The organism is Microbacterium sp. MAH-37 (assembly GCF_009758255.1).
Classification (GTDB): Bacteria; Actinomycetota; Actinomycetes; order Actinomycetales; family Microbacteriaceae; genus Microbacterium.
In genome coordinates, this window is the sequence record NZ_WSEN01000009.1 from 248,660 (window position 1) to 272,044 (window position 23,385).

Below are 23,385 nucleotides of genomic sequence, written 5' to 3' on the forward strand. Positions count from 1 at the left end.
CGAGGGCCGGGACGAAGGATCACCCCGTCCCGGCCCCGGCCGGATCTGTCGTCAGCGGGTCACTTGCAGGTGACCTGCGTGCGGTAGATCTGCATGTCGCCACCCGCCGCGTGCGGGGTCATGCACTCGGTGTGGGCGATGTACATCACCTGCTGGTACAGGGGCTGGATCACCTGGTCGGCGAGGATGCGGTCCTCGGCCTTCTGCCAGAGGGCGTCGGCCTCGTCCTGGGTCGGCGCGGCGAGCGCGGCGTCCACCGCGGCCTGTCCCTCCGGGTCGGTGTACTGCAGGCGGTAGTTCGCGTCGACGTAGACCGAGGCGATCCACTCCGATGCGGCCGGGAACGACGAGCCCCAGAGCTGGATGACGGGGCCGTCCAGCTGGTAGGAGTTGATCGTCTCCGAGAGCGCGGCGGCCGGCACCGGCTTGGGCTCCACGTCCAGGCCGATCTCCTTGGCGGAGTTCGAGACCGCCAGCGCGGTCGCGGCATCCGTCGTGTTCTCCGACGAGTAGTTCAGCGGGATGCTGCCGGTGAAGCCGGACTTCTCGATCAGCGCCTTCGCCGCATCCGGGTCGAACGTGCAGTACTCGCCGCAGGCGTCCTCACGATAGGCGGACACCGAGTTCGGCATCAGGGAGCCGGCCGGCACCGTCGCGTCCTTGAACAGATCCTTCGAGATGCTCGCGCGGTCCACGATCATCGAGAAGGCCTGACGCACCTCGATCGGGTAGGTCTTGTCGAGATAGGTGGGCCAGGTGAAGTACGTCTCCAGCGTGTTGCGGTCGATCGCGGTGAGGCCCTTCTCGCCCAGCGAGTTGCGGCCCTGGGCGATCAGCCCCGGCGGGAGGCTGCGGAGCACGTCGGCGTTCCCGGCCACGACGTCCTGGTAAGCGGTGTTCGTGTCCGTGTACACACGGAACGTGATCTGGTCGGCGGCGCCCTTCGGCACCCATCCCTGATACTTCGGGTCCTTCTTCAGCACTGCCTCGACCTGCGGGTCGAGCTTCTCCAGCGTGTACACGCCGTTACCGATCGGCTTCTTGTCGTAGGCCACCGGGTCGGCGAACGCGCTCTCCGGCATCGGGCAGAACGCCAGCTGCGAAAGGATGTAGGGCACGTCGTTGTTCGGCGTCTTCATCTCGATCGTGAACGTGTGCTCGTCCTCTAGCGTGATGCCGGAGAACTCCGTGGCCGTGGCCTCGCCCTCGGCGGGGTTCAGCTCGTCGTAGCCCTTGATCGGCCCGTACGCGTAGTTCGAGGGCATCGCATTCTTGCCGGCGCCGACGAAGTTGAAGGTGTCGACGTAGGTCTTCGCCGTGATCGGGGTGCCGTCCGAGAAGGTGTGACCGTCGGCGACCTTCACCGTCCAGTGCACCTGGTCTTCGCTCTCGAGGGACTCGGCACCGCGCATGAAGACCTTGCCGTCCTCCTCGATGCCGGTGAGGGGTTCGCACAGGGCCATGGCGATCTGGCTGCCGGGGTTCTGGGCGCCGGTGATGCGCCCGATCTCGCCGTTGTTGACGGCGACGAAGGACGTCTTGCCCTCGCCGGCGTCGGCGGGCTGACCGAGACATCCGGTCAGCATCGTGGCGCACGCCGCGACGGCGACGATGCCGACCGCGATGCGGCTGGTGGTGCTTTTCATCAGGTGTTCCTTTCGGATGGGGAGGGAGAGGAGGAGATCGTGGAGACCATTCCGACGCGCGACAGCGTGATCTGCGCGGCGAGATGGCAGGACGCCCGGTGCCCCGCGCTGCCGCCGGGGACTGCGTCGAGGTCGGGGACATCCGTGGCGCACCGCTCGATCGCCGCGTAGCAGCGGGTATGGAACGGGCATCCGGGCGGAGGGTCGATCGGTGAGGGAGGGTCGCCCTCGAGCACGACGCGCTCCAGGCGCTCGTCGGGCGCCAGCTTGCGCGGAATGGCGGAGAGCAGCGCCCGGGTGTACGGATGCGCGGTGGCGCTGTACACGTCGTCGCAGTCGCCCTGCTCGACCACCTTGCCGAGGTACATCGTGACGATGCGGTCGGACATGTGCTGCACCACGTCGAGGTCGTGCGCGATGAAGATGATCGACAGTCCGAGCTCGCGCTTGAGGCGGTTCAGCAGGTTCAGCACCTGCGCACGGACCGAGATGTCGAGCGCCGAGACCGGCTCGTCGCACACCAGCAGCTTCGGCTCCACCGCCAGTGCGCGTGCGATGCCGATGCGCTGCAGCTGCCCGCCGGAGAATTCGTGCGGGTAGCGGTGCGCATGGTCGGGGTTCAGCCCCACCTGGGTGAGCAGCTCCCCCACCCGTGCCTCCACCTTCGACGCCGGGAGCAGCCTGTGCGTGCTGATGCCCTCGGCGATCGACTGCCCGACCGAGCGACGTGGGTCGAGCGAGGCGTGCGGGTCCTGGAACACCATCTGCACCTGGCGGTGCAGCAGCGTCTTGCGTTCCGCGTGCGTCATCGCGCCGACGTCCGCGCCGTTCCAGCGCACCGTCCCTTCGCTGGGTGCCTCCAGACCGCAGATGATGCGGGCGAGCGTCGATTTGCCGCACCCGGACTCACCCACCAGCCCGACGGTCTCGCCCTCCGCAACGGTGAAGTCGACGCCGTCCACAGCGCGCACCTGTCCGTGCGCGCCGCGCGAGAACATGGTGTGCTTCTGCTTGTAGAAACGCCGCACCGATTCAAGCTCCAACAGTGACATCGGCGATCACCTCCTGCTTGTGGTGGCAGGCCGCGGCCCGCTCGGGGGTGAACAGGTCGAGCGGCGGCAGCACGGTTCGGCACTCGGCAGTGGCGTACCCGCAGCGCGGGTTGAAGCTGCACCCCGGCGGGCGCTGCGCGATGTCCGGCGGCAGACCCTGGATGGTGGGCAGATCCCCGCCCCGGTGGGCGGCGCTCGGGATGGAGCCGAGCAGCCCCTTCGTGTACGGGTGCGCCGGGTTGTCGAACATCGGCCCGATCGGGCCCGACTCGGCGACTCGTCCGGCGTACATCACCAGCGCGCGGTCGGCGAGCTGTCCGGCCACGCCCAGGTCGTGCGTGATCATCAGCAGGGCCATCTGGCGCTCCTGAGTGATCTCACCGAGCAGCTCCAGGATCTGGGCCTGCACGGTGGCATCCAGTGCGGTCGTCGGCTCATCCGCGATGAGGACGTCGGGGTCGAGCGCGAGCGCCATCGCGATCATGATGCGCTGGCGCATGCCCCCGGAGAACTGGAACGGGTAGTCGTTCGCCCGGTTCGCGGCGTCCGGGATGCGCACCGCGCGCATCATCTCGATCGCTGCCTCGTGCGCCTGCTTCTTCGGCATGCCGCGATGCACGCGGTAGAGCTCTGCGATCTGCGTCGACACGGTCTGGACGGGGTTCAGCGCGCTCAGCGCGTCCTGGAACACCATCGCGATGCGCGCGCCCTGCACCCGGCGGAGTTTCGCGGCGGACAGGGTGAGCAGGTCGTCCCCGTCGAACATGATCCGTCCGCCCGTGATGTGCGACGCGGGCTTGGGAAGGATCCCCATGATCGCCTTGGCGGTGATGCTCTTGCCCGAGCCCGATTCGCCGAGCACGGCGAGCGTCTCACCTCGGTCCAGCGTGAAGCTGACGTCCTGCAGCGCCGCGATGGGCGGGCCACCGGGCGAGCGGAACTCGAGGGAGAGGTTCTGGACGTCCAGCAGGGCGGTCATCGGCGTGCCTTCGGGTCGAGGGCGTCGCGCAGGCTCTCACCCAGCACGACGAAGGCGAGCGTGGTCAGGCCCAGCATCAGCGTGGGAAAGAACATCAGCAGCGGGGCGATCTGCCAGTTGCCGTCCTGGCTCGCGAGGGCGATCTGGATGCCCCAGGAGAAGGCGGGCAGCTTCAGGCCGACGCCGAGGATCGAGAATCCGGCCTCTGCCGCCATGCCTGCGCCGACGGACAGCGTCGTCATGACGATCAACGGGGTGACCGCGTTGGGGATCACGTGCGAGCGCAGGATGCGCCACGGTCCGACGCCCAGACCGCGGGCGGCCTGGATGTACTCGAGATTGCGCACCTGCATGACCGAGCTGCGCATGTACCGCATGGTCGCCGCCCAGCTGAACAGCACCAGCACGAAGACGATGGTCCAGACGGTGCGGGAACGGAACTGGTACAGGATGACCAGGCTCGCGATGCCGACCGGGATGCCGAGGATCACGTTCGAGGTCCAGGAGATGATCGAGTCGGTGATGCCGCCGAAGTAGCCGGCGAGCGACCCGGCGATCAGCGCGATGAGGAAGGAGATCGCCGCGGTGTAGACGCCGACTTCGAGAGATGTGCGTGCGCCGTAGACGATGTTCGACCAGTAGTCGCAGCCCTGGATGTCGAAGCCCATCGGGTGCCCGGGCTCGGGGCCCACCCGCGACATCGAGAGATCGCAGTCGCGCGGGTCGATGTTCGTGAACAGGGTCGGGAAGAGCGCCATCAGGGTGACGACGACGATGATCAGTGCGGCGATGTCGAAGAACGGGCTCTTCCACAGGCTGCGCAACCCGCTGCGAGGACGCCCGCGCCGCCGCCTGGCAGTGATGAGCGAGGTGGTGGACTCAGACATGGCGCACCCTCGGGTCGATGATCGGGTAGAGCAGGTCCACGACCAGCGCCGCGACCAGATAGAACAGCAGCAGGAACACCGAGACGCCGACGACGACGGGCCCGTTCTGCGTGTCGATGGCCCGCGCCAGCGTGCCGCCGAGGCCGGGGAGGTTGAAGATCGTCTCGATGAGCACCGACCCGCCCAGCAGCGCCGCGATGCTCAGGCCCAGGTAGGTCACCACGGGCATGAAAGCGTTGCGCAGCGCGTGCACCCACATGATGCGCTGCGGGCCGATCCCCTTCGCCGTCGCGGTGACGATGTAGTCCGATCGCAGCACGTCGACGAGGCTGGTGCGGCTGAGACGGGCCAGAGGAGACGCCGTCTCCAGCGCGAGCACCATAGCCGGCATGATGAACGCCAGCGGGAATCCCGCTCTCACACCGGATATCGGCAGCCAATGCAGTTTGATGCCGAACAGGTACTGCGAGAAGTACGCGATGATGAAGCCCGGCACGGCGAGGAAGAAGATCGTGAAGAACAGGTTGAACTTGTCCGGGAACCTCCCCTGCCGCAGACCGGCCCAGACGCCGAGGCACACACCGATGATGAGCTTCAGCACGAATGCCGAGAGCGCGAGCACCACGGTGTACGGCAGCGCGGTGGCGATCAGCGTCGAGACCGAGTTGCCGTTGAAGTCGTAGCCGAAGTCGCCGTGCAGCACGCCCCAGAGGTACTTCGCGTACTGCACGAAGAACGGATCGTCCAGGTTGTACTGATCCCGGATCGCCGCGATCGTCGAGTCCGAGAGTCGCTTCTCGCCCCCGGCGAGCCTGGTGACGGGGTCGCCGGGAATGAGGAAGACGAGCAGGTAGACGAGGAGCGTCGACCCGATCAGGGTCGGCACCATCATCAGAATGCGCCGCAGCGCGTACCGGAGCATCAGTCCCCGGCCGGCTGGCGGGCCGGCTGGTGCGCGGCGTAGTACTCGAGCATCTCGTCGCTCAGGCGCGGGATCTCGAAGGGCTCCGAGTTCGAGCGGATCGAGAGTGCGCCGGCGATGCCTGCCGCCACCGCGTCGCGCGCGGCGACGGGGCTGGTGTCCGTGGGCGCTCCGGTGCGGACGAACTCCACGAACTCGGCGACGGTGAGCGGGTCGGCGCCGCCGTGGCCGCCGTCGCCGCCGTCCTCGATCGGATAGCGCACGTGGCCCTTCTCGAGATAGTCGCTGCGGGCGTTCCAGAGCCGGATCTCGCCGCCGGCGTCATCGTCGAAGTTCTCGATGCGCCCCTCGGTGCCGATCACGGTGTAGTTGCGCCAGTAGTCCGGCGTGAAGTGGCACTGCTGGTAGCTCATCAGCACGCCCGAGTCGGTGCGCATCATGATCATCGAGATGTCCTCGACGTCGATGACGGGGTTGAGGTCCTGCTGCGCGGCCGGCGGCCAGTTCGACATCGAGAACCAGTCGCCCATCCGGCGATCGGAGTTGTCGCGGCGGGACTCGACGTCGCCGTAGATCGCCAGGTCGCCCATGCCGACCACGGAGCGCGTGGAAGTGCCGGCGATCCAGTGCATCACGTCGATGTCGTGCGCGCCCTTCTGCAGCAGCAGGCTCATGGCCTTGTCGCGCTCGGCGTGCCAGTCCTTGAAGTAGTAGTCGCCGCCGTGACCGACGAAGTGCCGGCACCAGATCGCCTTGACCTCGCCGATCTCGCCGCGATCGACGATGTCCTTCATCATGCGCACGACCTGCATGTGGCGCATGTTGTGACCGACGTACACCTTCGTACCGGTGCGATATGCGGTCTCGAGGATGCGGTCGGCATCCTCGATCGAGATCGCGAGGGGCTTCTCGATGTACGACGGGATGCCCGCCTCGAGCAGCTCGATCGCCACCTCGGCGTGCGTGAAGTCCGGGGTGGTGATGAAGGCTCCGTCGACCTCGATGCCGGAGGCGAGCAGTTCGGCGACGGAGGCGAACACGGGGATGTCCCCGAACAGACGTGCCGCACGCTCATGCGTGCGCGGATCGGGGTCCACCGCCGCGACGACGCTGCCGCCCACCTCCTTCACGTGCAGCGCGAGGCCGACGCGTGCGCCGACTCCGATCGCCGCGGCACGGAAGGGAGCCTGCTCAGAGGCGGTGTCGGTGGTCATCTGTTCGTTCTCCGGGTCGATGGTGATGACGGGCGCCGGAACATCCGGAACCCCGTAGATGCGGGAGGAGTGCTTCTCGAAGGCGAGTCCGAGGGCGCCGAGCGCCGCGGCATCCGCGCCGAGCTCGCCGCCACGGATGAGACGCGTGCCGGTGTCGATACCGGTCACCGCAGTCCGGATGCCCTCGGCGAGCGGACCTGCGATGAGGTCGGCGAACTCGCCGAGTTCGCCGCCGAGCACGATCACGTCTGGATCGGCTGTCAGCAGCAGTGCCGCCATCGCGGGGGTCATCGCAGCGCTGAGGGACTCGAGCGCGGCGAGACCGCGCGTGTCGGCCGGATCGTCGCGCAGCAGGCGCAATTCGGCGGCGACGCGCGGGACCGCGTCGAGGAGCGGGCCGTCGGGCACCGCGACGTCGCTGAAGGCACGGAGCAGGCCGACCTCGCCCGCGCGGCCGCGGCGTCCGCGGAGCACGTGCCCTGAGGCGGTGACACGGGCGGAGACATGGTGCCAGGTCAGTGCGTACACGCCTGTCTCGGCGTCGGTGAGCGCGCCGCCGCGGGATTCGGCCTCGGCGGCCAGAGAGAGGTCGTTGTCGACGACGACCGGTGCTCCGAAGTGATCGGTGAACATCGCCGCCAGGTCACGACCGTTCCACCCGGTCACCTGCGGCGCCGAGATCAGGATGCCGTTCTCGTCGATGAGTCCGGCCGCGGCGATGCCGATAGCCGCGACATCGGACTGCCTGCGGCCGATCCGTTCCAGCGTCTGCTGCAGGAGGGTACGCACCGGGGCGAGCGAGGGCTGATCGGTGGTGGGCGGGGGGACTTCGGACTCCTGGCGCCCCAGCACGCGGCCGGTGCGGTCCGCGACGATCAGGCGCACCGTGCTGCGAGTCAGGTCGATCCCGACGATGACGGGTGATCCGGCGACAGGCGAGAAGGTTCGGGCGGGGCGACCTGCGGCGGCCCGCGCCTCATGCTCGATCGCGAGTCCGGACTCGGTCATGGCGGTGAGCGCGGCGGTGACGGTCGGACGCGAGAGACCGGTGCTCTCGGCGAGGTCGGAGATGGTGGCGCGTTCCAAGTCGCGCAGGCTGGCAAGGCACTGTGCGATGAGCTTCACGTCGATCGCGGACATCGTCGACCCCTTCTTCTTCGAAAGACACTTTCTAATCAGCTTTCATAACCATTTCGAAAGTGTTTTCATCATTGTGAATGCCACATGCGTCGCTGTCAAACCGGATGACGGCAGGCCCTAGGCTCGGAGGATGACCGACGACGCCAACCCGCTTCTCGTTCCGTCCGCTCTGCCCTATGGCCTGCCCGACTACGGCGCCATCCGGCCGGAGCACTACCTGCCCGCGTTCGATGCGGCGTTCCGCGAGCATCTCGCCGAGGTGCAGCGCATCACGATGGTGCGCTCGATGCCGACGTTCGAGAACACGATCGAGGCGCTGGAGCGCAGCGGCGATAGCCTGCAGCGCGTCGCGCACGCCTTCTACACCGTCAGCTCGGCGGATGCGACGGACGCGATCCAGGAGATCGAAGAGCAGCTCGCACCGCTGATGGCCGCGCACGAGGATGCGATCACCCTCGACGCCGCGCTGTACTGGCGCATCTCGCAGCTGCACGAGCACCTGGACGAGCTGGACCTCGACGCCGAGCAGAGATACCTCGTCGAGCGCCGCCACCGCGAGATGACGCTCGCCGGCGCAGGGCTCGACGACGAGGCCAAGGGTCGACTGACCGACCTGAACCAGCGCCTGTCCACGCTGAGCACCACGTTCGAGAAGAACCTGCTCACCGACACGAACGACCTGGCCGTGCACTTCACGGATGCCGCTGAGCTCGACGGTCTCAGCGAGGGCGAGCTCTCCGCAGCGCAGCGCGCGGCCGCCGACCGAGGCCTCGAGGGCTACCTCGTCACTCTCCCGCTGTTCACCGGGCACCCGTACCTCGCGTCGCTGCGCGTGCGCGAGAGCCGCCGCCGGATCATGGAGGCCTCGCGCTCGCGTGCGTCCCGCGGGAACGCGAACGACAACGGCGCCGTGCTGACCGACATCGTCACTCTGCGCGCTGAGCGCGCGGAGCTGCTCGGCTATCCGACGCACGCCGCCGCCATCACGGCAGACGAGACGGCCCGCGACCCGGAGGCCGTGGAGCGGATGCTGCGCCAGCTGGCCGCCCCCGCCGCGCGCAACGCGGCCGCCGAGCACGCCAGGCTGCAGGCGATCGTGGACGCGACCGAGGATGCTCCGTTCCCCGTCGAGGCCCACGACTGGGCGTACTACACCGAGAGGGTGCGGCAGGCCGAGTACGACATCGACTCGGCCGCGCTACGGCCCTGGTTCGAGGCCGAGCGCGTGCTGCAGGACGGCGTCTTCGCCGCCGCGACGAAGCTCTACGGCGTGACCTTCACCGAGCGCACGGACCTGACCTCCTACCACCCGGATGCCCGGACGTTCGAGGTGTTCAACGAGGACGGCTCCGCGCAGGGTCTCTACATCCTCGACCTGTACACCCGCGACTCCAAGCGCGGCGGCGCCTGGATGAACTCGATCGTCGACCAGTCCCGGCTGCGCGGCACCGCCCCGGTGGTCGTCAACAACCTCAACGTCGCCAAGCCCGGCGAAGGGCAGCCGACCCTCCTCACGCTCGACGAGGTCACAACGCTGTTCCACGAGTTCGGGCACGCGCTGCACGGTCTGTTCGCCACCGTCACGTACCCGCACTTCTCGGGCACCAACGTGTTCCGCGACTTCGTCGAGTTCCCCAGCCAGGTGAACGAGATGTGGATCCTGTGGCCCGAGGTGCTGGACTCCTACGCACGGCATCACGTGACCGGGGAGCCGCTGGATCCGGCGATCGTCGAGCGACTGCAGGCATCCGAGACCTTCAACCAGGGCTTCGCGACCAGCGAATACCTCGCCGCGGCGTGGCTCGACCAGGCGTGGCATCTGCTGCCCGTCGGCACGACGGTCGACGATGTCGCCGCGTTCGAGGCCGCAGCGCTCGCCGACATCGGCCTGAACGACCCCGCTGTGCCCACCCGGTACTCGTCGACGTACTTCGCGCACGTGTTCTCGGGCGGCTACAGCGCCGGTTACTACTCGTACATCTGGAGCGAGGTGCTCGATGCCGACACCGTCGAGTGGTTCCGCGCGAACGGCGGACTGACCAGGGACAACGGCGACCGGTTCCGCAGCCGGCTGCTCGGCGTCGGCGGCTCGAAGGATCCGCTCGAGGCCTACCGCGACTTCCGCGGCCGCGACGCCGAGATCGCGCCGCTGCTGAAGCGCCGCGGCCTCGATGGCTGAGGCCTTGTCACCCGGAGCGGCGTCCGGCGCGGCATCCCTCCGGAGATCTGCCGGATCTCGGAGGGATGCCGCGGATTCTTCCGAGATCTCGCAGATCTCCGACGCACTGGCGGCGATCCGCGATGCGTTCGATGCGCGCGCGCCGGTGTACGACGAGAGCAGGATGCACCGCGAGCTCGCGGATGCCGTGGCAACCTTCGCCGCGTCCACCGGAGCCACGACGGTGATCGATGTCGCCACGGGCACGGGACTGGTGCTGCGTGCTCTGCGCGCGCAGCTGCCCGGCGCGCGACTGATCGGCGCTGACATCTCGCCCGGCATGCTCGCCGTGGCCCGCGGGGCGCTGCCCGAAGCGGAGTGGATCGAGGCGGATGCCGTAGCGCTGCCGCTGCCCGATGCCTCGGCCGACCTGATCACCTGCGTGACGGCGCTTCATGTGATCCCCGATGTGCCGGGCGCCGTACAGGAGTGGCGACGGATTCTGAGCAGCCGCGGACGGCTGATCACCGCCACCTTCGCGCACCCCGGTCGCGCTCGTCCCGCCGGTCGGGTCAATCCCTACCCCGTCGATCATTCGCCGTTCCAGTCGCGGGAGGCTCTCGCCGCGACCTTCGCGGAGCTCGGCTTCTCGCCGCGGAGGCACACCGTGTGGTCCGACGGCGATGAAACCGTACTGATCGCCGAGCTGGCGCCGGCGAGGTGAGACGCCACGTCTGAGATTCGCTCGTGGGCCGGGCATCCGCGCGGCACCGTGCCGTATCGCCGCATCGCCGTCGCGCTGCTCGGCGCCGGCATCGCGACGTTCGCGCAGCTGTACTCGCCGCAGGGCATCCTGCCGCTGCTCGCAACGGACCTGCGCGTGGATGCCTCGCAGGCCAGCCTCGCGATCTCGGCGGCCACGACGGGGCTGGCGCTGTCGGTGCTGCCCTGGTCGCTGGTCGCCGACCGGATCGGACGCGTCCGGGCCATGCGGATCTCGCTGGTCACGGCGACAGTGCTCGGTCTGGTGATGCCGTGGTGTCCCTGGTTCGAGGCGCTGCTCGCGATCCGCGTGCTGGAGGGCGTCGCGCTCGGCGGCATCCCTGGCATCGCCGTCGTGTATCTGAGCGAGGAGGTCGACCGACGCCACACGGCGATCGCCGCCGGCACCTATGTCTCCGGCACCACGATCGGCGGACTCGCCGGGCGCCTCATCGCCGCACCCGTCGCCGATCTCACCGACTGGCGATGGGGCGCGTTCGTCGTCGCCGTGCTCGCGGCCGTGGCGACAACGGCCTTCTTCGTGATCGCTCCCCCGCCGCGGGGCTTCCGGCCGCATCCGGCGTCCGTGTCGTCGGTGCTGCGGTCGGCCAGGCGACACATGCGCGATCCGCGCCTGCTCGTGCTCTACGGGCAGGGCTTCCTGCTCATGGGCGCATTCGTCGCCGCCTACAACTACCTGACCTTCCGCCTGGAGGCGCCGCCGTTCCTGCTGCCGGTCGGCCTCGCGAGCCTGTTGTTCCTCGCCTACCTTGCAGGGACCGCGTCGTCGCGCATCGTCGGCGGTCTGGTCGGCCGTTTCGGACGCGGACCACTGCTGCTGGCATCCATTGTGATCATGATTGCCGGCGTCCTGCTCACGCTCCCCGAGTCACTCCCCATCATCATGGTCGGTCTCGTGGTGATGACGGCGGGCTTCTTCGGCGCGCACGCGATCGCCTCCGGCTGGTCGGGAGTGCGTGCCGTGCACGGACGGTCGCAGTCCACCTCGCTCTACAACCTCTGGTACTACGTCGGCTCGAGCGTGTTCGGGTATTTCGGCGGATTCGCGTGGATCGCCTTCGGTTGGGGCGGTGTCGTGACGATGGTCGTCAGCCTTGCCGCACTCGCGGCTGTCTGGGCGGTATTCGCGGCGCGCGGGAAGTGATCTCTGCACCTATCGGACCGGGCTGTCACAGCACGCCGATGTCCCGCGCGAATGCCCGGACGCGTCTGGCCATGTCGTCCGGCACCTCGGCCGCGGCGAAGTGGCCGCCTTCCTCGAGCCGCTCGAAGGTGTGCAGGTCGCGGTAGAACCGGCGTGCCAGCGACTCCGGGTAGTCCCACTCGTGCCGCTGGATGTGCACGGATGCCGGCACCTCCACGGGAGGGATGCCCTCGCCTCCGTTCTCATCCTCGTAGTAGCTGCGGAACGAGGTGCCGATGCTCTGGGTCGTCCAGTAGACCATCGCCTCCGTGAGAATGCGGTCCCGGGAGATGCGCCGCTCCAGCGCACGAGGGTTTCCCCCGGGGGTGTCGCTCCACTCGACGAGCTTCTCCGTGAGCCATGCCAGAAGTCCGGCGGGCGAGTCATTCAGGCCGGCGGCCAGAGTGTCGGGGCGCGTGCCCTGCACATGTCCGTACGCGCCGTTCGGCCCGCCCCACGCGTCGAGGCGGTGGAAGAACGCGGTCTCCTCGGGCGCGGTCAGCGTGCGTCGCTCGTCGGGCGTCGGGAAGTGCGCGTGGGTGACGAGGACCCCGGCGACCGACTCGGGATAGGTCGCCGCGATGAGATCGTTGACGTTCGCGGTCACGTCCTCACCGTAGGTGAGGTACCGGCGGTAGCCGAGAACATCGGTCATGAGGGCGTGCATCGTCGCCGCGAGCCGGGGTTCGGTGATCGGGCCGTCTGCGTACGCGCTGGAGAAGCCGAAGCCCGGCAGGCTGGGCACCACGACGTCGAAGTCCGGAAGCAGGTCGGCGAAGTCGAGCTGCAGTGCGAACGTGTGCGGCCAGCCGTGCATCACCAGCAGCGCCGGTGCATCGGGTCGCTCGGACGTGAGATGCACGTAGTGCAGCGTCGTGTCGTCGATGTCGACGAGGAACTGCGAATGCCCGTTCAGCCAGGCCTCCCGGCCACGCCAGTTCCACCCGCGCCAGGTCGCGACGAGTTCGTCGAGATACTCCGCGGACATGCCCGCCGGAGGGCGACGCGGTGAATCGGGCAGCGGGCGGAACCGCTCCAGACGCTGGCGCAGATCTGTGAGCTCATGCTCGGTGACGGCGATCGAGAAGGGCCGGGGACTGGACATGTGCCGACGCTACGCGCAGGCACCGACATCCCGCCTGCCAAGGCTGGCATGGGCGCCGAAGCTGGTCCTATGCTGGCTCCGACCACTCCGGCCGGCGAAGGAGCCCCGCCATGACTGCTTTCCCTGAGACGCCGTTCGGTGCGACCGACAGGTTGGAGCTGGAGCCCGTCCCGCTCGCGGTGATCCGTCACGAGGGCCTGCGCATCGCGGATCTGCGCGACGCGTTCGACAGCGGGTACGGGGCGATCGCCGCGCACTTCGCCGATGGCACGCTCACTCCGGCCGGTCCGGCCCTCGCGATCTACTACGGCAACCCGATGGAGGTCTTCGACCTCGAGCTGGGGTTCCCTGTCATGAGCGCGCCGGTGCAGCCGATCCCGGCCGGCGAGGGCCCGGCGATCACGGCGTCGGCACTGCCTGCCGGCCCGGCTACGGCGACAACCGTCTTCGGACCGTACGACGGCCTCGGCGCCGGCTGGATGGGCCTCGTGGAGCGCAGCCTGGCCGAGGGCCTGCAGCCGCGGGGCATCTCGATCGAGGTCTACGTGTCCGACCCGACAGCCGCTCCGGAGGATCTCCGCACCGACCTGATCCTGCCGGTCAGCTGAGCACGCGCACCATCAGGCGCTCTTGCGCTTGCGCGAGAGGACGACGGTGGGCGCTGCGCCCTCTTCGACGGCTGCCTTGGTCACGACGACCTTGGTCACGTCCTGAGCCGAGGGGATCTCGAACATGATCGGGCCGAGCACGTCCTCGAGGATCGCCCGCAGGCCGCGCGCTCCGGTCTTGCGGAGCACCGCGAGGTCGGCGATCGACGCCAGCGCGTCATCGTCGAACTCGAGCTGCACGCCGTCGAGCTCGAACATGCGCTGGTACTGCTTCACCAGCGCGTTGCGCGGCCCGGTGAGGATATCGATCAGCGCTTCCTGGTCGAGCGGCGACACCGAGGTGACGACCGGCAGTCGGCCGATGAACTCGGGGATCAGGCCGAACTTGTGCAGGTCCTCGGGCAGCACCTCGCTGAACAGGTCGAGGTCCTTGCCCTTGTCGTGCAGCGGTGCGCCGAAGCCGACACCGTGCTTGCCCACACGCGCCGAGATGATGTCCTCCAGCCCCGCGAAGGCGCCGGCCACGATGAACAGCACGTTCGTCGTGTCGATCTGCAGGAACTCCTGGTGCGGATGCTTGCGGCCGCCCTGCGGCGGAACCGACGCGACCGTTCCCTCGAGGATCTTCAGCAGCGCCTGCTGCACGCCCTCGCCAGAGACGTCGCGCGTGATCGACGGGTTCTCGGCCTTGCGGGCGATCTTGTCGATCTCGTCGATGTAGATGATGCCCGTCTCGGCGCGCTTGGTGTCGTAGTCGGCAGCCTGCAGCAGCTTCAGCAGGATGTTCTCGACATCTTCACCGACGTAGCCGGCCTCGGTCAGCGCCGTGGCATCCGCGACGGCGAACGGCACGTTCAGCCGCTTGGCCAGCGTCTGCGCGAGGTACGTCTTGCCGCATCCCGTCGGGCCGAGCATGAGGATGTTGCTCTTGGCGACCTCGACCTCTTCGGCCTTCTGCTCTGCGGGCTGCAGCGTGCTGCGAGCGCGGACGCGCTTGTAGTGGTTGTACACCGCGACCGCGAGCGATCGCTTCGCGGCATCCTGCCCCACGACGTACTCCTCGAGGAAGGAGAAGATCTCGCGCGGCTTGGGCAGGTCGAACTCGGCGACCGCTCCCCCGGCGGATTCCGCCATCCGCTCCTCGATGATCTCGTTGCACAGCTCGACGCACTCATCGCAGATGTACACGCCGGGGCCGGCGATCAGCTGCTGGACCTGCTTCTGACTCTTTCCGCAGAACGAGCATTTGAACAGGTCGGCGCTCTCACCGATTCGTGCCATGCGCTTCCTCCTCGAGGCATTTCAGTCCGGGGGCTCCCGAAAGCCACAGACCGAGCCTAACCGCCGTCGGGGACACCGGGCCGTATTGGAACGACACGGTGTCGCCGAGAGATGCTACGGGTGCGAGTCATGGCGTCCCGACGCGTCAGACGTCCCCCACCGCTCTGTCACCCCGGACAAGGGCGGGGCGGCCGTCGGCCACCCCACCCTTCATCAGCGCACCCGGTACGCGGATCACACCATCGACTTGGTGTGCCAGACCGTCTTCGTCTCGACGAACGCCGTTATCCGCTCGAGCGACGCGCCCACCGCATCCGTGCCGGGAACCGGCGAGAGCACCCGCTTCAGCGTCTCGGCCGCGTCGATCTCGAGGTCGATCCAGTTCAGCTCACCGGCGCCCGCCAGGTCGAGGGCGTTGACGTCGGCATGCGAGGCCAGCCACGGGGCGATCTCGGCCGGCGAACCGGTCAGCACGTTCACGACACCCCCGGGGACATCGCTCGTCGCGAGCACCTCCGCGAGGCTGACCGCCGAGAGCGGATGCCGCTCGCTCGCGATCACGACGACGCTGTTGCCGGTGACCAGTGCCGGCGCGATCACCGACACCAGGCCGAGCAGCGCGGTGTCCTGCGGCGCGACGACCGCCACGACGCCGGTCGGCTCCGGTACCGAGATGTTGAAGTAGGGGCCCGCGACGGGGTTGGCGTTGCCGGCGACCTGCGCGTACTTGTCGCACCAGCCCGCGTACCAGACCCAGAGATCGATGGCGGCATCGACCTGAGCGCCGGCGGCTGCCGCGGAGACGCCCTCCTGAGCGGAGATCTCGTCCACGAACTGGGCACGGCGGCCCTCGAGGATCTCCGCCACCCGGTAGAGCACCTGTCCGCGGTTGTACGCGGTGGCGCCCGACCAGCCCTTCACCACCGCGCGGGCGGCGACGACGGCGTCCCTGGCGTCCTTGCGCGACGCCTTGGCCGCGTTCGCGAGGAAGTCCCCCTTCTTCGAGAGCACCTCGTAGGTCCGGCCGGACTCGCTGCGCGGGAACGCGCCGCCGATGGCCAGCTTGTAGGTCTTCGGAATCGTCAGCCGCTTGCTCATGCCGCTGCTCCCTTCAAGTAAGCGGTCAGTCCGTGCCGCCCGCCCTCGCGGCCGTATCCGGACTCCTTGTAGCCGCCGAACGGGCTCGACGGGTCGAAGCGGTTGAAGGTGTTCGCCCACACCACGCCCGCACGCAGCCGGTCGGCCACGGCGAGGATTCGGGATCCCTTGTCGCTCCAGATGCCGGCGGACAGTCCGTACGGCGTGTTGTTGGCCTTGGCGACAGCCTCGGCCGGCGTGCGGAAGGTCAGCACCGAGAGCACGGGGCCGAACACCTCATCCCGCGCGATGCGGTGCGAGGCCTCGACGCCGGTGAAGATCGTCGGTGCGAACCAGAAGCCCTTCTCGGGGATGGCGCAGTCCGCGGTCCAGCGCTCCGCGCCCTCGGCCTCGCCGATGTCGCTCAGCTCGCGGATGCGGGCCAGCTGGGCGGCGGAGTTGATCGCGCCGATGTCGGTGTTCTTGTCGAGCGGATCGCCCAGGCGCAGCGTGGACAGCCGGTGCTTGAGCCGGTCGATGACCTCGTCGTGGATCGACTCCTGCACCAGCAGTCGGCTGCCGGCGCAGCAGACGTGCCCCTGGTTGAAGAAGATGCCGTTGACGATGCCCTCGACGGCCTGATCGATCGGCGCGTCGTCGAACACGATGTTCGCAGCCTTGCCGCCGAGCTCGAGCGTCACCTTCTTGTGCGTGCCGGCGACCGCCTTGGCGATGTCGCGGCCGACGCCGGTCGACCCGGTGAACGCCACCTTGTCGACATCCGGATGCCGCACCAGCGACGCTCCGGTGGCACCGGCGCCGGTCACGATGTTCACCACACCGGCAGGCAGGTCGGCCTGCTGCAGGATCTCGGCGAAGATCAGCGCCGTGAGCGGCGTGGTCTCGGCGGGCTTCAGCACCACGGTGTTGCCGGCCGCCAGAGCCGGTGCGAGCTTCCACGCCAGCATGAGCAGCGGGAAGTTCCACGGGATGATCTGCCCGGCCACGCCGAGCGCCTTCGGGTTCGCACCCAGGCCCGCGTAGTCGAGCTTGTCGGCCCAGCCTGCGTAGTAGAAGAACCAGGAGGCGACCAGCGGCACGTCGACGTCGCGGCTCTCCTTGATCGGCTTGCCGTTGTCGAGGCTCTCGGCCACGGCCAGCTCGCGCGCGCGCTCCTGCACGAGACGGGCGATGCGGAACAGGTACTTGCCCCTGTCGCGTCCGCTCATCTTCGACCAGGTCTTCTCGTAGGCGCGGCGCGCGGCGGTGACGGCTCGGTCGATGTCGTGCTCGTCCGCCGCGGCGATCTCGGCGATACGGCTCTCATCGGCCGGCGAGATCGTTGTGAAGCTCTTGCCTCCACCGTCGGTGAACTCGCCGTCGATGAACAGCCCGTAGCTGTCGCGCAGATTCAGGATCGCCTTCGACTCGGGCGCCGGAGCGTATTCCAGGAATGACATATTAAATCCTCGGTTGCTGAGCTCGACAAAGTATCAGTCGATGGTGACGTAGTCGGGGCCGGAGTAGTGGCCGGTGGAGAGCTTCTGACGCTGCAGCAGCACGTCGTTGAGCAGGCTGGAGGCGCCGAAGCGGAACAGGTGCGGCTGCAGCCACTCCTCCCCGGCCGTCTCGGCGACGGTGACGAGGTAGCGCACGGCGTCCTTCGACGAGCGGATGCCGCCGGCCGGCTTCACGCCGATCTTCTCGCCGGTCGCACGGTGCCAGTCGCGCACTGTCTCGAGCATCAGCAGCGTCGTCGGCAGCGTGGCAGCCGGCTGCACCTTCCCGGTCGAGGTCTTGATGAAGTCACCGCCCGCGAGGATCGACAGCCACGACGCGCGCTTGATGTTGTCGTAGGTGTTCAGCTCACCGGTCTCCATGATGACCTTGAGCGAGGCGTAGCTGCCGTCGGGGCGGCGGCAGGCCTCCTTCACCCGGGCGATCTGGTCGAACACCAGCCCGTAGTGCCCGGAGAGGAACGCGCCGCGGTCGATCACCATGTCGATCTCGTCGGCACCGTTCGCGACCGCGTCGGCGGTGTCGGCGAGCTTCACGTCCATCGATGCACGACCGGAGGGGAAGGCCGTCGCCACGGCGGCGACCGAGATCAGCCCGTCGTCGGGGTCGCCGTGCGCAGCGCCGAGGGCCTCGATCGCATGCGGCACCATGTCGCCGTACACGCACACCGCCGCCACGCGCGGGGTGCTCGGGTCTGCGGCATCCGGCGTCTTGGCCTTGGCGACCAGTGAGCGCACCTTGCCTGCGGTGTCGGCGCCCTCGAGGGTGGTCAGGTCGATCAGCGAGATGATCCTGTCGAGCGCCCACGCCTTCGACGTCGTCTTGATCGAGCGGGTCGCGAGGCCCGCGGCACGCTGCTCGAGCCCGACGGCGTCGACGCCTGGCAGGCCGTGCAGGAAGCGCCGCAGGGTCGCGTCGTCGGGCTCGGCGCCCAGCACGTCGACAGCCGTGCGGCGGCTGATTTCAGTAGTCGTCACTTCTCCTCCAAGAGGGCTCGGGCAGTGGTCTCATCGGTCACCAGCACGGTGCACAGCCCGGTGCTGACGACTGTACGCGCGATGTCGTGCTTCGTCTCTCCCGCCGAGACGAAGATCGCCCGGTCGGCTGCGCGCAGCCGGTCCAGGCCGATGCCGACGGTCCGCTCGTCGAGCTGCGGGTCGACGATGTTGCCGTCGGCATCGACGTACCGGCCGAGCACGTCGCCGACGGCACCGCGCCGAGAGAGCTCGGCGATGTCGTCCTCGGACAGGTACCCGTTCTCGACGTGGGCGGATGCCGGGTCGCAGGCGCCGGCGGTGAAGAGGTAGGTCTGCGCGTGCGCGGCCTGATCGAGGATGCCGCCGACGGTGCGGTCGGCCTCGATGGCCTGCTTGGTCTCGATGCGCTCCAGGATGGCGGGGCTCGGGAGCAGCACGGCCTGGCCGCCTCCGCGCTGCGCGATCGTGGATGCCAGCGATGCGGCATTGCCGGAGCGGCGATTCACCGTCACTCCCCCGTTGGTCTGCACGACGGTCACACCGCGGGTCCACCCCTCGGGCAGTGCGTCGGCGACCGCGGTCAGGGTGCGCCCCCAGCTCACCGCGAGCGTACGAGGGACGGGGCGCAGGGCGGTGAGGTAGTCGGCTGCGGCCTGCGCCACCCGCTCGAGCTCCTGACCGTCGGATGCCGGGGCGACGATCGCGTCGGCCAGTCCGAACCGCTCGCAGAGTGCGCGCTCCAGTCCGAGGCGGCGGGCACGCGGGTGCACGATCTCGATGCGCACGATGCCGCGCTCGCGGGCCTGCACGAGCAGACGACCGGCTTTCCAGCGGGAGATGCCGAGCAGAGCGCCGACTTCGTCCTGCGTCTTGCTCTCGTCGTAGGTGAGTTCAGCGACACGCACCATCAGCAGCTCGTCGTCCACGGCATCCTCCCTTCCTGCATTCCAGGGTACTGAGGATGCTCGCCGCGCGCGCCAAGATGCTCAGATGAGCAGCATCCGCTCCACGCCTGCGCAACCGCGCCGGCACGACGAAGGGCGGCCCGGCGAATGCCGGACCGCCCTTCACGAACGGATGCCTCAGGCGCGCTTGCGGCTGGTGAGCACCTGGTCGACGATGCCATACTCCCTGGCCTGCTCGGCCGAGAGGATGTTGTCGCGGTCGATGTCACGGTTGACCTTCGAGACCTCCTGGCCGGTGTGGCGGGCCATGGTCTCCTCGAGCCACGTGCGCATGCGCAGGATCTCGGCGGCCTGGATCTCGATGTCGGACGCCTGACCCTGGCCGGCCTCGCCCATCGCCGGCTGGTGCATGAGCACGCGGGCGTTGGGCAGCGCGAGGCGCTTGCCGGGGGCGCCGGCGGCGAGCAGCACGGATGCCGCGGATGCCGCCTGGCCCAGGACGACGGTCTGGATCTGCGGCGCCACGTACTGCATGGTGTCGTAGATCGCCGTCATCGCGGTGAAGGAGCCGCCGGGCGAGTTGATGTACATGGTGATGTCGCGCTCGGAGTCCTGGCTCTCCAGGACGAGCAGCTGCGCCATGACGTCGTCGGCCGAGGCGTCGTCGACCTGCACGCCGAGGAAGATCACGCGGTCCTCGAACAGCTTGTTGTACGGGTCCTGGCGCTTGAAGCCGTAGGCGGTGCGCTCCTCGAACTGCGGGAGCACGTAGCGGCTGGAGGGAAGGTTGCCGGCAGCGCGGAACGTGGGTGTGTACATGTGTCGTGTCCCTTACTTGTCCGAGCCGTCTGCGCCGGTGCCGCCACCGCCGTGCACGTCACTGGCGTGCTCGCGGATGTGGTCGACGAAGCCGTACTCGAGCGCCTCGTCGGCGGTGAACCAGCGGTCGCGGTCACCGTCCTCGTTGATCTGCTCGACGGACTTGCCGGTCTGGCCGGCGGTGATCTCGGCGAGACGCTGCTTCATCGACAGGATGAGCTGCGCCTGCGTCTGGATGTCGCTGGCCGTTCCGCCGAAGCCGCCGTGCGGCTGGTGCAGCAGCACGCGGGCGTTCGGGGTGATGTAGCGCTTGCCCTTGGTGCCGCTGGTGAGCAGCAGCTGGCCCATCGACGCGGCCATGCCGATGCCGACGGTGACGATGTCGTTCGGCACGAACTGCATGGTGTCGTAGATCGCCATGCCCGCGGTGATCGAGCCACCGGGCGAGTTGATGTAGAGGTAGATGTCCTTCTCGGGGTCCTCAGCGGCGAGAAGGAGGATCTTCGCGCAGATCTCGTTCGCGTTCTCGTCGCGCACCTCCGAGCCCAGCCAGATGATGCGGTCCTTCAGCAGCCTGTCGAAGACACTCGTCGCGACCAGGGGTTCAGCCATTTCAGCTCCTGTTTCCGTGTTTCGGTGATTCGAATCTACCGGCGACAACGTCGCGCGAAGGCGCTGTTCGCCGTCGGCATATCAGCGCGCCGCGCGCAGCTCCTGCGCATAGGCCGCCACCGAGCGCCGGTACTGCGGCAGGTGCGGCGCCAGCGTCTCCAGCGCGACCGATGCCGCACCCTCGGCGTCGCCCGCCGAGGCCAGGGCGAGGGCGTAGAAGGCGGATGCCGCGTCCGCGAGCTCTCCCCCTCGCTCACGCTCCTCCCGCAGCATCCGCACGGCCTCGTCGACCTTGCCGAGGTTGCGCAGCGTGCTGGCCAGCTGGATCGTCGCCTGCGCGCGGCGCGACTCGTCCAGGCCGCCGCTCAGTGCCAGCCGGTACAGCACCTCGGCCTCGCCCTCGAGCCCGGCGGAGTCCCGCACCCCCGCACGTTCGAACTGCGCCACCGGATCGTGCATCCCGCGTTCCATGGCGAGAGCGTCGATCCGGCGGATCCGCTCGCGGTCGGTCAGTGCGTCGTCCTCCCAGACCGCGTCCACGCGCTCCTGCCAGTCGTCCCGCTCGTCCATGTCGTCCTCCGGATACGCGAGAGGCGGATGCCGCAGCATCCGCCTCTCGTCACGATCTGTGTGAGATCACTCGGCCTTCTCGGCCTCGTCCTTCTTCTCCGCGGCCTTCTTGGCGGCGCGGGTCTTCGGAGCGGGCTTCTCGTCGGCCTCGGCGTCGTCCGCCTTCTTCGCGGCGGCCTTCTTCGCCGGAGCCTTCTTGGCGGGAGCCTCGGCGTCGTCCGACTTCTCGGCGGCCTTCTTCGCAGCAGGCTTCTTGGCGGGCGCCTTCTTGGCCGGCTTCTCCTCCGCGGGGGCCTCCTCAGCGGCCTCCTCGTCCGAGTCGTCGCCGATGACCGGGGTCAGGTCCACGGCCTTGCCGTTGCTGTCCACGACCGAGACCTTGCCCAGCGCGATCGCCAGAGCCTTGTTGCGGGCGACCTCGCCGACCAGGGCGGGCAGCTGGTTGCCGGCCTGCAGCGCCTCGACGAACTCCTGCGGAGCCATGCCGTACTGCGCGGCGGACTGGATGAGGTACTGGCTGAGCTCCTCCTGCGACACCTGCACGTCCGAGCCCTCGGCGATGGTGTCGAGCAGGACCTGCGTGCGGAACTGCTTCTCGCTGGCCTCGGCGACCTCTGCGCGGTGCTCGTCGTCCTCGAGGCGACCCTCGGACTCGAGGTGATTGTGCACCTCGTCCTCGATGAGCTGAGCGGGGACGGGGATCTCGATCTGCTCGAGCAGCGTCTCGATGAGCTGGTCGCGGGCAGCGGAGCCCTGCGTGAACAGGCCCTGCTCGGACACGCGCTCGACGAGGCTGGCGCGCAGCTCGGCGATGGTGTCGAACTCGCTGGCCATCTGCGCGAAGTCGTCGTCGGCCTCGGGCAGCTCGCGCTCCTTGACGGCCTTGACGCTCACGGAGACCTCGGCCTCCTCGCCGGCGCGGTCGCCGCCGACCAGCTTCGAGCGGAACGTGGTGTCCTCGCCGGCGGTGAGCGAGTCGATCGCCTCGTCGATGCCCTCGAGCAGCTCGCCGGAGCCGATCTCGTAGGAGACGCCGTCGGCGCGGTCGATCTCGGTGCCGTCGATCGTCGCGACCAGGTCGAGGTCGACGAAGTCGCCGTTCGTGGCCGGGCGGTCGACGGGGATCAGGGTGCCGAAGCGGCTGCGCAGGCGGTCGAGCTCGGCGTCGACGGCGGCGTCATCGGTCTCGACGGCGTCGACGGTGACGGTGATGCCGGACAGGTCGGGCAGCTCGATCTCGGGGCGCACGTCGACCTCGACGTCGACGAGCAGGTCGCCGGAGAAGTCCTTCTCGTTCGGCCACTGAGTGATGTCAGCCGAAGGGCGACCCACGACGCGGACCTCGTGCTCGGCAGCGGCCTCGCGGAAGAAACGGTCGAGCGCCTCGTTGACGGCGTGCTCGATGACCGCGCCGCGGCCGATGCGCTGGTCGATGATCGGCGCGGGGACCTTGCCCTTGCGGAAGCCGGGGATCTGCACGTCCTGAGCGATGTGCTCGTAGGCGTGCTCGATGCTGGGCTTGAGGTCCTCGGGGGTGACCGTGATCGTGAGCTTGACCCGGGTCGGGGACAGCTTCTCGACGGTGCTGTTGGCCATGCTGGTTCGTTCTCCTTGTGATTTCCGCGCCAGGGCGCGGCCGTGAGGTATCGGGGGCCGTGGTCGGGGCGACAGGATTTGAACCTGCGACCTCCCGCTCCCAAAGCGGGCGCTCTACCAAGCTGAGCTACGCCCCGGTAACACCCGCACACGCGGGAACGGCCTCCACGAGTCTAACGGACAGGAGCACTCGATCCGTCCGCTATGCTTGTGAGGCCCGGTGAACCGGCTCCGGGGATGTAGCTCAATGGTAGAGCCTCAGTCTTCCAAACTGATTACGCGGGTTCGATTCCCGTCATCCCCTCCAGAACGAGAAAGGCCCCCACGTCACGTGGGGGCCTTTCTCGTATGTG

20 protein-coding genes and 2 tRNA genes are annotated in these 23,385 nt (G+C 68.6%); 5 read left to right on the forward strand and 17 right to left on the reverse strand.

Annotation, left to right across the window (positions count from 1 at the left end):
* Positions 1–59: 59 nt before the first annotated feature.
* The 6 genes from GON06_RS13410 to GON06_RS13435 are packed head-to-tail and all read right to left on the reverse strand — an operon-like array spanning position 60 to position 7,840.
* Positions 60–1,646: an ABC transporter substrate-binding protein gene (locus tag GON06_RS13410; RefSeq protein ID WP_157312768.1), complete on the reverse strand. Its 1,587-nt coding sequence runs from the start codon at positions 1,644–1,646 to the stop codon at positions 60–62.
* A complete protein-coding gene (locus GON06_RS13415) occupies positions 1,646–2,698 on the reverse strand; it encodes an ABC transporter ATP-binding protein (protein WP_157312769.1) in 1,053 nt (350 codons plus the stop codon). The genes GON06_RS13410 and GON06_RS13415 overlap by 1 nt, the downstream gene beginning before the upstream one ends.
* Complete coding sequence (locus tag GON06_RS13420) at positions 2,679–3,677, reverse strand: ABC transporter ATP-binding protein (RefSeq protein WP_157312770.1); 999 nt, start codon at positions 3,675–3,677, stop codon at positions 2,679–2,681. Before GON06_RS13420 ends, GON06_RS13415 begins: the two co-directional genes overlap by 20 nt.
* Complete coding sequence (locus tag GON06_RS13425) at positions 3,674–4,564, reverse strand: ABC transporter permease (RefSeq protein WP_157312771.1); 891 nt, start codon at positions 4,562–4,564, stop codon at positions 3,674–3,676. Before GON06_RS13425 ends, GON06_RS13420 begins: the two co-directional genes overlap by 4 nt.
* Complete coding sequence (locus GON06_RS13430; protein ID WP_157312772.1) at positions 4,557–5,486, reverse strand: ABC transporter permease; 930 nt, start codon at positions 5,484–5,486, stop codon at positions 4,557–4,559. Before GON06_RS13430 ends, GON06_RS13425 begins: the two co-directional genes overlap by 8 nt.
* Positions 5,486–7,840 (reverse strand): ROK family protein, encoded by a 2,355-nt coding sequence (locus tag GON06_RS13435; RefSeq protein WP_157312773.1) that lies wholly within the window; start codon positions 7,838–7,840, stop codon positions 5,486–5,488. The genes GON06_RS13430 and GON06_RS13435 overlap by 1 nt, the downstream gene beginning before the upstream one ends.
* 130 nt (positions 7,841–7,970) lie before the next feature.
* Between GON06_RS13435 and GON06_RS13440 the strand changes: the two genes are divergently transcribed.
* The 3 genes from GON06_RS13440 to GON06_RS13450 are packed head-to-tail and all read left to right on the forward strand — an operon-like array spanning position 7,971 to position 11,925.
* Positions 7,971–10,019 (forward strand): M3 family metallopeptidase, encoded by a 2,049-nt coding sequence (locus GON06_RS13440; RefSeq protein ID WP_157312774.1) that lies wholly within the window; start codon positions 7,971–7,973, stop codon positions 10,017–10,019.
* Positions 10,012–10,722, forward strand: coding sequence for a class I SAM-dependent methyltransferase (locus tag GON06_RS13445; RefSeq protein ID WP_157312775.1), 711 nt, complete (start codon positions 10,012–10,014; stop codon positions 10,720–10,722). The genes GON06_RS13440 and GON06_RS13445 overlap by 8 nt, the downstream gene beginning before the upstream one ends.
* A gap of 48 nt (positions 10,723–10,770) precedes the next feature.
* A complete protein-coding gene (locus tag GON06_RS13450) occupies positions 10,771–11,925 on the forward strand; it encodes an MFS transporter (protein WP_332837535.1) in 1,155 nt (384 codons plus the stop codon).
* A 25-nt stretch (positions 11,926–11,950) separates the two neighbouring features.
* Here the strand turns inward: GON06_RS13450 and GON06_RS13455 are convergent, their stop codons facing one another.
* Positions 11,951–13,069, reverse strand: coding sequence for an epoxide hydrolase family protein (locus GON06_RS13455; protein WP_157312776.1), 1,119 nt, complete (start codon positions 13,067–13,069; stop codon positions 11,951–11,953).
* Between the two features lie 110 nt (positions 13,070–13,179).
* On the opposite strand from GON06_RS13455, the gene GON06_RS13460 reads away from it, so the two are divergent.
* The gene (locus GON06_RS13460) at positions 13,180–13,677 is read left to right on the forward strand and encodes a GyrI-like domain-containing protein (protein ID WP_157312777.1); all 498 of its coding nucleotides are present in this window, start codon (positions 13,180–13,182) and stop codon (positions 13,675–13,677) included.
* A 12-nt stretch (positions 13,678–13,689) separates the two neighbouring features.
* Here the strand turns inward: GON06_RS13460 and clpX are convergent, their stop codons facing one another.
* The 10 genes from clpX to GON06_RS13510 form a co-directional block, all read right to left on the reverse strand.
* On the reverse strand, positions 13,690–14,958 hold the full coding sequence (gene clpX / locus GON06_RS13465; protein WP_157312778.1) for an ATP-dependent Clp protease ATP-binding subunit ClpX: 1,269 nt from the start codon (positions 14,956–14,958) through the stop codon (positions 13,690–13,692).
* A gap of 234 nt (positions 14,959–15,192) precedes the next feature.
* Positions 15,193–16,056, reverse strand: coding sequence for an aldehyde dehydrogenase family protein (locus GON06_RS13470; protein WP_157312779.1), 864 nt, complete (start codon positions 16,054–16,056; stop codon positions 15,193–15,195).
* Positions 16,053–17,495 (reverse strand): aldehyde dehydrogenase family protein, encoded by a 1,443-nt coding sequence (locus tag GON06_RS13475; protein ID WP_157312780.1) that lies wholly within the window; start codon positions 17,493–17,495, stop codon positions 16,053–16,055. The genes GON06_RS13470 and GON06_RS13475 overlap by 4 nt, the downstream gene beginning before the upstream one ends.
* A 33-nt stretch (positions 17,496–17,528) precedes the next feature.
* Positions 17,529–18,530 carry a deoxyribose-phosphate aldolase gene (deoC, locus tag GON06_RS13480; protein ID WP_332837536.1) on the reverse strand — a complete coding sequence of 334 codons (1,002 nt, stop codon included), beginning with the start codon at positions 18,528–18,530 and terminating at the stop codon, positions 17,529–17,531.
* A complete protein-coding gene (locus tag GON06_RS13485; RefSeq protein WP_332837537.1) occupies positions 18,527–19,456 on the reverse strand; it encodes a sugar-binding transcriptional regulator in 930 nt (309 codons plus the stop codon). The genes deoC and GON06_RS13485 overlap by 4 nt, the downstream gene beginning before the upstream one ends.
* Positions 19,457–19,612: 156 nt before the next feature.
* Positions 19,613–20,254 (reverse strand): ATP-dependent Clp protease proteolytic subunit, encoded by a 642-nt coding sequence (locus GON06_RS13490; protein WP_157312781.1) that lies wholly within the window; start codon positions 20,252–20,254, stop codon positions 19,613–19,615.
* 12 nt (positions 20,255–20,266) lie between these two features.
* A complete protein-coding gene (locus GON06_RS13495) occupies positions 20,267–20,914 on the reverse strand; it encodes an ATP-dependent Clp protease proteolytic subunit (RefSeq protein ID WP_268928545.1) in 648 nt (215 codons plus the stop codon).
* A 33-nt stretch (positions 20,915–20,947) separates the two neighbouring features.
* A complete protein-coding gene (locus tag GON06_RS13500) occupies positions 20,948–21,436 on the reverse strand; it encodes a tetratricopeptide repeat protein (RefSeq protein ID WP_157312783.1) in 489 nt (162 codons plus the stop codon).
* Positions 21,437–21,502: 66 nt separating this feature from the next.
* Positions 21,503–23,032: a trigger factor gene (gene tig / locus GON06_RS13505; protein ID WP_157312784.1), complete on the reverse strand. Its 1,530-nt coding sequence runs from the start codon at positions 23,030–23,032 to the stop codon at positions 21,503–21,505.
* Between the two features lie 60 nt (positions 23,033–23,092).
* Positions 23,093–23,169 (reverse strand) — tRNA-Pro (locus tag GON06_RS13510).
* A gap of 96 nt (positions 23,170–23,265) precedes the next feature.
* Here GON06_RS13510 and GON06_RS13515 point away from each other — a divergent pair.
* A tRNA-Gly gene (locus tag GON06_RS13515) sits at positions 23,266–23,339 on the forward strand.
* Positions 23,340–23,385: the final 46 nt, after the last annotated feature.

Bases quoted from the DNA above. Each gene is read 5' to 3' on its own strand.
- GON06_RS13410 (WP_157312768.1), bottom strand. From the start codon at position 1,646: ATGAAAAGCACCACCAGCCGCATCGCGGTCGGCATCGTCGCCGTCGCG.
- GON06_RS13415 (WP_157312769.1), bottom strand. From the start codon at position 2,698: ATGTCACTGTTGGAGCTTGAATCGGTGCGGCGTTTCTACAAGCAGAAG.
- GON06_RS13420 (WP_157312770.1), bottom strand. From the start codon at position 3,677: ATGACCGCCCTGCTGGACGTCCAGAACCTCTCCCTCGAGTTCCGCTCG.
- GON06_RS13425 (WP_157312771.1), bottom strand. From the start codon at position 4,564: ATGTCTGAGTCCACCACCTCGCTCATCACTGCCAGGCGGCGGCGCGGG.
- GON06_RS13430 (WP_157312772.1), bottom strand. From the start codon at position 5,486: ATGCTCCGGTACGCGCTGCGGCGCATTCTGATGATGGTGCCGACCCTG.
- GON06_RS13435 (WP_157312773.1), bottom strand. From the start codon at position 7,840: ATGTCCGCGATCGACGTGAAGCTCATCGCACAGTGCCTTGCCAGCCTG.
- GON06_RS13440 (WP_157312774.1), top strand. From the start codon at position 7,971: ATGACCGACGACGCCAACCCGCTTCTCGTTCCGTCCGCTCTGCCCTAT.
- GON06_RS13445 (WP_157312775.1), top strand. From the start codon at position 10,012: ATGGCTGAGGCCTTGTCACCCGGAGCGGCGTCCGGCGCGGCATCCCTC.
- GON06_RS13455 (WP_157312776.1), bottom strand. From the start codon at position 13,069: ATGTCCAGTCCCCGGCCCTTCTCGATCGCCGTCACCGAGCATGAGCTC.
- GON06_RS13460 (WP_157312777.1), top strand. From the start codon at position 13,180: ATGACTGCTTTCCCTGAGACGCCGTTCGGTGCGACCGACAGGTTGGAG.
- clpX (WP_157312778.1), bottom strand. From the start codon at position 14,958: ATGGCACGAATCGGTGAGAGCGCCGACCTGTTCAAATGCTCGTTCTGC.
- GON06_RS13470 (WP_157312779.1), bottom strand. From the start codon at position 16,056: ATGAGCAAGCGGCTGACGATTCCGAAGACCTACAAGCTGGCCATCGGC.
- GON06_RS13475 (WP_157312780.1), bottom strand. From the start codon at position 17,495: ATGTCATTCCTGGAATACGCTCCGGCGCCCGAGTCGAAGGCGATCCTG.
- GON06_RS13490 (WP_157312781.1), bottom strand. From the start codon at position 20,254: ATGTACACACCCACGTTCCGCGCTGCCGGCAACCTTCCCTCCAGCCGC.
- GON06_RS13500 (WP_157312783.1), bottom strand. From the start codon at position 21,436: ATGGACGAGCGGGACGACTGGCAGGAGCGCGTGGACGCGGTCTGGGAG.
- tig (WP_157312784.1), bottom strand. From the start codon at position 23,032: ATGGCCAACAGCACCGTCGAGAAGCTGTCCCCGACCCGGGTCAAGCTC.